Source organism: Actinosynnema sp. NPDC059335 (assembly GCF_042752395.1).
Taxonomy (GTDB): domain Bacteria; phylum Actinomycetota; class Actinomycetes; order Mycobacteriales; family Pseudonocardiaceae; genus Actinosynnema.
The window spans coordinates 1-8,863 of record NZ_JBHYXZ010000103.1 but is presented as its reverse complement, the minus strand read 5'-3'; the positions used below and the strand labels follow the sequence as shown (position 1 = coordinate 8,863).

The 8,863-nt window shown below is 75.5% G+C and carries 7 protein-coding genes; 4 read left to right on the top strand and 3 right to left on the bottom strand.

The annotated features are described in order from the left end of the window. Positions 1 to 946: MazG family protein (locus ACFXGA_RS27435; protein ID WP_378092622.1), on the top strand; the 946-nt coding region annotated here is incomplete at its 5' end. A 228-nt stretch (positions 947 to 1,174) separates the two neighbouring features. Next, complete coding sequence (locus tag ACFXGA_RS27430; protein WP_378092620.1) at positions 1,175 to 4,345, top strand: PDZ domain-containing protein; 3,171 nt, start codon at positions 1,175 to 1,177, stop codon at positions 4,343 to 4,345. A 229-nt stretch (positions 4,346 to 4,574) separates the two neighbouring features. On the opposite strand, the gene ACFXGA_RS27425 is transcribed toward ACFXGA_RS27430, so the two are convergent. Continuing rightward, on the bottom strand, positions 4,575 to 4,997 hold the full coding sequence (locus ACFXGA_RS27425) for a hypothetical protein (RefSeq protein ID WP_378092618.1): 423 nt from the start codon (positions 4,995 to 4,997) through the stop codon (positions 4,575 to 4,577). Between the two features lie 264 nt (positions 4,998 to 5,261). Between ACFXGA_RS27425 and ACFXGA_RS27420 the strand changes: the two genes are divergently transcribed. Further along, entirely contained in the window at positions 5,262 to 6,104 is an 843-nt protein-coding gene (locus ACFXGA_RS27420) for a lytic transglycosylase domain-containing protein (protein WP_378092616.1), read from the top strand. Positions 6,105 to 6,191: 87 nt separating this feature from the next. Here the strand turns inward: ACFXGA_RS27420 and ACFXGA_RS27415 are convergent, their stop codons facing one another. Both ACFXGA_RS27415 and ACFXGA_RS27410 read right to left on the bottom strand, forming a co-directional pair. Next, on the bottom strand, positions 6,192 to 6,569 hold the full coding sequence (locus ACFXGA_RS27415; protein WP_378092614.1) for a tetratricopeptide repeat protein: 378 nt from the start codon (positions 6,567 to 6,569) through the stop codon (positions 6,192 to 6,194). A 67-nt stretch (positions 6,570 to 6,636) separates the two neighbouring features. Further along, positions 6,637 to 7,350 (bottom strand): alpha/beta fold hydrolase, encoded by a 714-nt coding sequence (locus tag ACFXGA_RS27410; protein WP_378092612.1) that lies wholly within the window; start codon positions 7,348 to 7,350, stop codon positions 6,637 to 6,639. Between the two features lie 110 nt (positions 7,351 to 7,460). On the opposite strand from ACFXGA_RS27410, the gene eno reads away from it, so the two are divergent. Then, a complete protein-coding gene (gene eno, locus ACFXGA_RS27405) occupies positions 7,461 to 8,747 on the top strand; it encodes a phosphopyruvate hydratase (protein WP_378092609.1) in 1,287 nt (428 codons plus the stop codon). Positions 8,748 to 8,863: the final 116 nt, after the last annotated feature.

Below are 8,863 nucleotides of genomic sequence, written 5' to 3'. Positions count from 1 at the left end.
GGCATCACGCCGTCCACCACCACGCCGTCCACCACGTCGAAGAAGTCGGCGGACCGCCGGGCGCCCCCCCCCCGCCCCCGCCCCCCGGGGGGGGGCCGGCGCGGCGGTGTACGCGGGGGAGGGCGTGGACGCCGCGCAGTGGTCGGCCGAGCCCGTGTCCGCGTTCACGGCGGGTCCCTCGGTCGTCCTGATCACCACGAACCCCGACGAGCCGGCCGCCCGCGCGCTGGTGGCGGCGGGGTCGGAGGTGATCCGCACGCCGGCCGCGCCGCTGCTGGACGCGGCGGCCGTGATGGACCGCCTCCGCTCGCCCGGCGGGTGCCCGTGGGACGCCGAGCAGGACCACAAGTCGCTGCGCCAGTACCTGGTGGAGGAGACCTACGAGCTGCTGGAGGCCATCGAGGACGGCGACCGGGCGGCGATGCGCGAGGAGCTGGGCGACGTGCTGCTCCAGGTGCTGTTCCACGCGCGGATCGCGGCCGAGGACGCCGAGGAGCCGTTCGGCATCGACGAGGTGGCGGGCGACCTGGTGGCCAAGCTGGTGGGCCGCCACCCGCACGTGTTCGCGGGCCACGACCCGGCCGTGCACGACGCCACGTCGCAGCAGCACCGGTGGGAAGAGCTGAAGCAGGTCGAGAAGCGGCGCGAGTCCAGCGTGGACGGCGTGGCGACCGGGCAGCCGGCAGTGGCGCTGGCCGGGAAGCTGGCGCAGCGGGTGGCGCGGGCCGGGTTCCCGGTGGACCTGCTGCCGGAGGGCGACGACACCGGCGCGACGCTGTTCGCCGTGGCGGCGCTGGCGAAGCTGGCGGGCGAGGACCCGGAGACGGAGCTGCGCGCGGTGGCGCGCCGGTTCGAGGCGAACGTGCGGGCGGCCGAGCGGTCCGCCCGCGCGGCCGGGGTCACCGCGATGGGCGCGGAGGACTGGCGGGCGCACTGGCCGGGCTGAGGCCCGAAGCCCGAGCCGGAGCCCGCCGCGGCGTGCGGCCCGCCGTGGGCGGCCCGCCGTGGGCGGGTCGCGGTGGGGCGGGTCGCGGTGTGCGGGCCGAGGCCCCCGGTCCGTGTGACCTGGCTCGTTGCGCCGAACCGGTGATCACGGCGGGCTCCGGACGCGATGCCGCAGCGACCCCGCCGGGGCACGTCGGGCGGGGGTGGTCGGCGCGCTAACGTCGAAGAGGTGACCCCGGCCTACCTCCGCTTTCCGCACCTGCACGGCAACCTCGTCACCTTCGTGGCCGAGGACGACGTCTGGCTCGCCCCGCTCGACGGCGGCCGGGCCTGGCGGGTGACCGCCGACCAGGTGCCCGTGACCTTCCCCCGCCTCGACCCGACCGGCACGTGGCTCGCCTGGACCAGCCGTCGCGACGGCGCGCCCGAGGTCCACCTGGCGCCGGTGGAGGGCGGCGAGGCCACCCGGCTCACCTACTGGGGCGACTACTCGACCTCCGTGCGCGGCTGGACGGCCGACGGCGAGGTCGTCGCCGTCACGTCCACCGGCCAGGCGTCGGGCAACCGGCAGTGGGCGCACGCCGTGCCCACCGACGGCGGCCCGGCGCGCAGGCTGCCGTTCGGCTGGGTGGACGACGTGTCGTTCGGGCCGTCCGGGCAGGTGGTCGTCACCTCCGTCTACCGCCACGACCCGGCCTGGTGGAAGCGCTACCGGGGTGGCGCGGCGGGCAAGCTCTGGGTGGACGCCGCGGGCGACGGCGGGTTCACCCGCATCCTGCCCGAGCTGACGTCCTCGCTGACCTCGCCGATGTGGATCGGCGACCGGATCGCGTTCCTGTCCGACCACGAGGGCGTCGGCAGCCTGTACTCCGTCCGCCCCGACGGGTCGGACCTGCGCCGCCACACCGAGCAGGAGTTCTACGCGCGGGTCGCGTCCAGCGACGGCACGCGGGTCGTCTGGCAGCACGCGGGCGAGCTGTGGGTCCTGGACCACCTGGACGCCGAGCCGCGCCGGTTGGACATCGCGCTCGGCGGCCCGCGCACGGCCCGCCGGCCCCGCCCCGTGTCGTCCCGGCCGGACGACTTCCACCCGGACAGGACCGGCCGCGCGAGCGTGGTCGAGGTGCGCGGCACCGTGCACTGGGTGACCCACCGGGACGGCCCGGCGCGCGCGTTGGCCGAGCGGCCCGGCGTGCGGGCCAGGCTGCCGCGCGTGGTCGGCGACACCGTGGTGTGGGTGACCGACGCGGACGGCGAGGAGGGCCTGGAGTTCGCGCCGGTCGGGGGCGTCGAGCCGGGCAACGAGCCGCGCCGCGTCGCGGTCGGCAGGCTCGGCCGGGTGCTGGAGCTGGTCGCCTCCCCGGACGGCCGCCGGCTCGCGGTCGCCACCCACGACGGCCGGCTGCTGCTGGTCGACGTCGAGTCCGGCGAGGTGCGCGAGGTCCTCGAGGAGGCGAACCCGCACGTCAGCGACCTGGCGTTCTCCCCGGACTCGAACTGGCTCGCCTGGTCGCACCCCGGGCCCCGGCCGTTGCAGCACATCCGGATGACCAACACCACCGACCTGTCCATCGTGGACGTGACGCCGCTGCGGTTCTCCGACTTCTCCCCGGCGTTCACCGAGGACGGCCGCTACCTGGCGTTCCTGTCGGTGCGCAGCTTCGACCCGGTGTACGACGCGCACGTGTTCGACCTGTCGTTCCCGACCGGCTGCCGCCCCTACCTGCTGCCGCTCGCCGCGACCACCCCGTCGCCCTTCGACCCGCTGCGGCTCGGCCGGCCGGTCGGCGACGACCCGTCGGACAAGGACAAGGAGAAGGACGAGGAGAACCCGATCACGGTCGTGGACCTGGACGGGCTCGCCGACCGGGTGGTGACGGTGCCGGTCGCGGCGGCCCGCTACTCGGGCCTGCGGGCCGCGAAGGGCGGCCTGCTGTGGCTGCGGTCGCCGCTGCGCGGTGTGCTGGGCGACAACCTGGCGAGCCCGTCGGCCCGGCCGCCGCGGGCCGTGCTGGAGCGGTTCGACCTGGCCAAGTCGCGCACCGACGTGCTGGTGGACGGCGTGGACGCGTTCGAGGTGACCGGCGACGGCCACCGGATGGTCGTGCAGGACGGCGGCGACCTGCGGGTGGTGCCGACGGACCGGAAGGTCGACTCCGACGACCACGACTCGGTGGACGTGGACCTGTCGCGGGTGCGGGTGGTGGTGGACCGGGCCGCCGAGTGGCGGCAGGCGTACGCGGAGGCCGGCCGGCTGATGCGGGACCACTTCTGGCGCACCGACATGGGCGGCGTGGACTGGGCGGGCGTGTTGGAGCGCTACCGGCCGCTGGTGGACCGGCTGGGCAGCTACAGCGACCTGGTGGACCTGCTGTGGGAGGTGCAGGGCGAGCTGGGCACGTCGCACGCCTACGTGATCCCGGCGCACGGGTCGCGCGGGCGCGCGGTCGGGCTGCTCGGCGCGGACCTGGAGCGCGACGAGGCGGGCGCGTGGCGGGTCGTGCGGGTCATCCCGGGCGAGACGTCGGACCCGGCGGCGCGGTCGCCGTTGGCCGCGCCGGGGGTCGCGGTGCGGCCCGGTGACGCGGTCGTGGCCGTGGACGGGCGGCAGGTGGATCCCCTGACCGGGCCCGCGCCGCTGCTCGTGGGCACGGCGGGCAAGCCGGTGGAGCTGACCGTGCGGCCCGGCGGTGGCGGCGAGCCGCGCCGGGTGGTGGTCGTGCCGCTGGAGGACGACGAGCCGCTGCGGTACCACGCGTGGGTGGCCGACCGGCGGGCGCGCGTGCACGAGCTGTCCCAGGGCCGCGTCGGCTACCTGCACGTGCCGGACATGACGGGCGCAGGGTGGGCGCAGCTGCACCGCGACCTGCGGGTGGAGCTGGCGCGCGAGGCCGTGGTGCTCGACGTGCGGGAGAACGGCGGCGGGCACACCTCGGAGCTGGTGGTGGAGAAGCTGGGGCGGCGCATCATCGGCTGGTCGGTGGCCCGCGGGTACACCACGGCCGACAGCTACCCCGGCGACGCGCCGCGCGGGCCCGTGGTGGCGGTCGCGGACGAGTTCGCCGGGTCCGACGGGGACATCGTCAACGTGGCGATCAAGGAGATGGGCATCGGGCCGGTCGTCGGCACCCGCACGTGGGGCGGCGTGATCGGCATCGACATGCGGTACACCCTGGTCGACGGGACGCTCGTGACCCAGCCCCGGTACGCGACGTGGTTCGCCGGGCCGGGCTGGGGCGTGGAGAACCACGGCGTCGACCCGGACGTCGAGGTGGTGATCACGCCGCAGGACCGGGTGGCGGGGCGCGACCCGCAGCTCGACACGGCCGTGCGGCTGGCCCTGGAGGCGTTGGAGACGCGGCCCGCGGCCGTTCCGCCGCAGCTCCCGCCCCTCACCTGATCGAGTTCACCTGGGCGCGTGACGCCGCGGTGCTTGCGACCGGTGGTCCCGAACCGATCATGTGTACCAAGCAAGATCGGTTCGGGTCCGGGGGTTTCGAGGCCCGTGGTTTCGGGGGTTCGGTGAGTCATCGTGAGGTGCCGCGCAGCGGGCGCGGCTGCCTGTCCGCGGTCGTGGTGCTGCCATTGGCGGCGGCCGGTGGGGTGGCGGCGCTGGTGCTGACGTTCGGTCAGCCCCAGTCGTCGCCGTGGAGGTCGGAGCCGCTGCCGGCGCCGGGCGGGGAGACGGTGGTGAGGACGTTGACCAGCGTCGTGGAAGTGCCGGCCCCGGCGGCGGTCGAGCCGTCCCCGACGCCGCCGCCCGAGCCGTCCACGCCGTCCGCCACGCCGTCGCCCGACCACCGCGACCTGCCCAAGGGCCGGACCCCGGAGCCGACCGCGGCCCGCCGCCCGGACGCCGTCCGCCACCGCGCCGAGGCCCCGCCCGCCTCCGACGCGACGCCGTCCCCGTGGCCGACCCGGCTGCCGATCTCGTTCGGCCCGACGCCGACCACCACCACCGCGCCGACCACCACCGGCCGCCCCACCCGCACCCGCCACCCGTCCCCCACCCCGACGACCACCTCCACGCCGTCCCCCACCCGGATCTCCACCACGCCACCCCCACCCCCGCCCACCACCACCTCCACCACCCCACCGGCGTGAGTCCCACCTCCAGTCCGCGCGTGTCCTACGCCCAGAACGCGTGTGTCCTACGTTCGGAACGCGTGTGTCCTACGTCCAGGACCCCTGAGTTGAACGCCCGGGATCCGCACGTCGGCCGGTCCGACCGGAATCAAGGACGCTGACCAGCGGTTTCCCGGCTCGGGAGAGCGGAGCACGGCCGAGCACCCGGATTCAGCACGTAGCCTGGGGCCGTGGTCGTCCCACCGCCGTCCAGAACCGAGCCGCGCCCACCGTCGCGCGGCGGCGCCGGCAACCTCGTCGGACGCCTGGCGCTGGTGCTCCTGCTCCTCGCCGTCGTGGCCGGGGGAGCCTGGGCCCTGAGCACGTTCAACCGGTCCGCGCCCCGGCCCGCCGCCGACCCGCCGTTCCCCGTGCCGTTCCTGGACGTCCGGCCCGGCGAGGCCGCGCCGGGGGCGGCGGGCGAGGTGCCGACGTCCGGCCAACCGCAGGCCGACGCCGGCCCGGAGCCGCTGACCGCGTGGGCCGCGGCGTTGTCGGAGAAGCTCGACATCCCGGCACGCGCGCTGCGCGCCTACGCCCTCGCCGACCTGGTGATGCGGACGCAGAACCCGTCCTGCCGGGTGTCGTGGGCGACGCTCGCCGGCATCGGCCGCATCGAGTCCCACCACGGCACCATCGGGGGCCTGCGGCTGGGCGAGGACGGCCGGCCGTCGCAGCCGATCATCGGCATCCCGCTGGACGGCTCACCGGGCGTGAAGGCGATCGCCGACAGCGACGGCGGCGTGCTCGACGGCGACACCCGGTGGGACCGGGCGGTCGGCCCGATGCAGTTCATCCCGACCACGTGGGCGCGTTACGCGGTGCGGGCGAACGGCGACGGCCGCAGCCCCGACCCGCAGAACATCGACGACGCCGCCCTCACCGCCGCGCACTACCTGTGCTCCGGCGGACGCGACCTGGGGACGGGCGCGGGCTGGTGGGCCGCCGTGCTGGCCTACAACAACTCGACCGAGTACGGCCAGAACGTCTACAGCGGCGCGGACGCCTACGCCCGCGCGAGCGTCGGCGGCTGACCCCGCCCCGGAGCGCCGGGACGTGCGGTCACGGCGCGGTGGACCCCGGACGTGCCGCCGCGCCGGGCCCGATCCCCACCCGGCGCGTCACCGGTCCCGCTCGACCGCCAACCGCGCGCTGACCTCGCCCAACGCCTCCTGGTACTCCGGCGACGGGTTCATCGCCGCGGCGATCCGCAACTGCGTCACCGCCTCGGTCAGCCGGCTCTGCCGCTGCAACGTCCGCCCCAGCGCGAACCGCGCGTAGTGGTCGCTCGGGTCCAGCTCCAGCACCCGCCGGAACGCCGCCTCGGCCCGGTTGAGCTGCGCCGACCCCAGGTACGCGCGGCCGGCCAGCAGCTGCACGCCCACCTGGTCCGGCGCGGCTTCGAGCACGACTCGCAGCTCGCGCAGCGCCTCCAGCGGTCGGCGGTCCGCGAGCAGCGCCTCGGCCCGGCGGAACGCCTCGAAGGTGCTGTCGGTCATGGTCCGATCAACGCTACCCGCGCCTCCGCTCGCCGTACGACAGCCGACCGGATGACGGGACGGCGTGTCATCCGGTCACCGCCGCGTGCAGCAGGTCGAACAGCGGGCGCAACGACGCCGGCTGCTCCACGTGCGCGTTGTGCCCCACGCCGGGCAGCACGAGCCCGTCCGGCCGGACCGCGCGCAGGTGCTCCGGCGGGCACATCGGGTCCCGCTCGCCCGCCGCCAGCACCACCGGGGCCTTCGCCACCGCCAGCAGCCCCTCCACGTCCGGCGCGCCCACCCCGAACGCCGCCGGGTCGAGCGCCGCCCGCCACCCGCCGTCCGCGGCCACCACGCCGTCCTCCAACGGCACGCCCGCCAGCCGCGCCGCCCACGCCTCGGCCTCGTCCCGCGCCGCGAACACCCGGGCGGGGCGGGCCGCCAGCCCGGCCGCCTTCGCCAGCTCCTCGGCGGACCACCGCAGCTTGACCCCGAAGCCGGCCGCGATCCGCACGTCCACCCCGAACCAGCCGCTGGCCAGCGTCAACGCCACCACGCCGCCCAGCGAGTGCCCCAGCACGGCCACCGGCCCCGAACCGATCGCCGGCGCCACCGCGGCCGCCAGCGACCCGAACGAGTAGCGCTCCAGCGGCGCGGACCGGCCGTGCCCCGGCAGGTCCACCGCCACCCACGACCCCGGCCACGAAGCCGCAGCTGAACGCCACACCGACCCGGTCGCGCCGAGCCCGTGCAGCAGCACCAGCGACGGCCCCTCGCCGCCCCGCGTCACGTGAACCACGCGTGAACCCCTTCCCACCTCCGCCCCAACAGGCGAGCCGGGGCCGTCCCACACCTTGCACCAACTAGGCTCGGCATCGATACACAAGAAGGTCTGACGAGGGAGCGCACGTGGCGGTCATCGAGCAGGTCGGCGCCCGCGAGATCCTGGACTCGCGAGGCAACCCGACCGTCGAGGTAGAGGTGGCGTTGGACGACGGCACGCTGGAGCGCGCCGCGGTGCCGTCCGGCGCGTCGACCGGCGAGCACGAGGCGGTCGAGCTGAGGGACGGCGACGCCAAGCGCTACCTGGGCAAGGGCGTCGAGCGCGCGGTCACGGCGGTGCTCGACGAGATCGGTCCCGAGCTGGTCGGCATCGAGGCCGTCGAGCAGCGGGTGGTGGACCAGAAGCTGGTCGACCTGGACGGCACCCCGGACAAGTCCCGCCTGGGCGCGAACGCCATCCTCGGCGTGTCGCTCGCGGTGGCGAAGGCGGCGGCGGCGTCCAGCGGCCTGGAGCTGTTCCGGTACGTCGGCGGCCCGAACGCGCACGTGCTGCCGGTGCCGATGCTGAACATCCTCAACGGTGGCGCGCACGCCGACACCGACGTGGACATCCAGGAGTTCATGATCGCGCCGATCGGCGCGGAGAGCTTCCGCGAGGCCCTGCGCTGGGGCTCGGAGACCTACCACGCGCTGAAGTCGGTGCTGAAGTCCAAGGGCCTGGGCACGGGCCTGGGCGACGAGGGCGGCTTCGCGCCGTCGCTGTCGAGCAACCGCGACGCGCTGGACCTCATCCTCGTCGCCATCGAGAAGGCGGGCTTCACCCCCGGCCGCGACATCGCGCTGGCCCTGGACGTGGCCGCGACCGAGTTCTTCGCCGACGGCGCCTACACGTTCGAGAAGACCAAGCGCAGCGCCGAGCAGATGACCGGCTACTACACCGAGCTGGTCAACGCCTACCCGCTGGTGTCGATCGAGGACCCGCTGTCCGAGGACGACTGGGACGGCTGGGTGCAGCTCACCGCCGAACTGGGCGAGCGCGTGCAGATCGTCGGCGACGACCTGTTCGTGACCAACCCGGAGCGGCTGGAGGAGGGCATCTCCCGCCGGGCGGCCAACGCGCTGCTGGTGAAGGTCAACCAGATCGGCACGCTGTCCGAGACGCTGGACGCGGTCGCCCTGGCCACCTCCTACGGCTACAAGTCGATGATGTCGCACCGGTCCGGCGAGACCGAGGACACCACGATCGCCGACCTCGCGGTGGCCGTCGGCGCGGGTCAGATCAAGACCGGCGCGCCCGCCCGCGGCGAGCGCACCGCGAAGTACAACCAGCTCCTGCGCATCGAGGAGGCCCTGGGCGACGCCGCGCGCTACGCCGGCGACCTGGCCTTCCCGCGGTACACGCCGGAGAGCTGATGGCACGGCGGGAGCGGGACCCCCGGCGCGGCCGTGACGCCGCGTCGGGGGGCGGCCCGGGCCGGCGCCGGGGCGGTGGAGACCCAAACAAGAACACCCACCACCCCACGAGCACA

Coding starts and splice junctions, on each gene's coding strand:
- ACFXGA_RS27415 (WP_378092614.1), bottom strand. CDS start 6,569: ATGACCGACAGCACCTTCGAGGCGTTCCGCCGGGCCGAGGCGCTGCTC.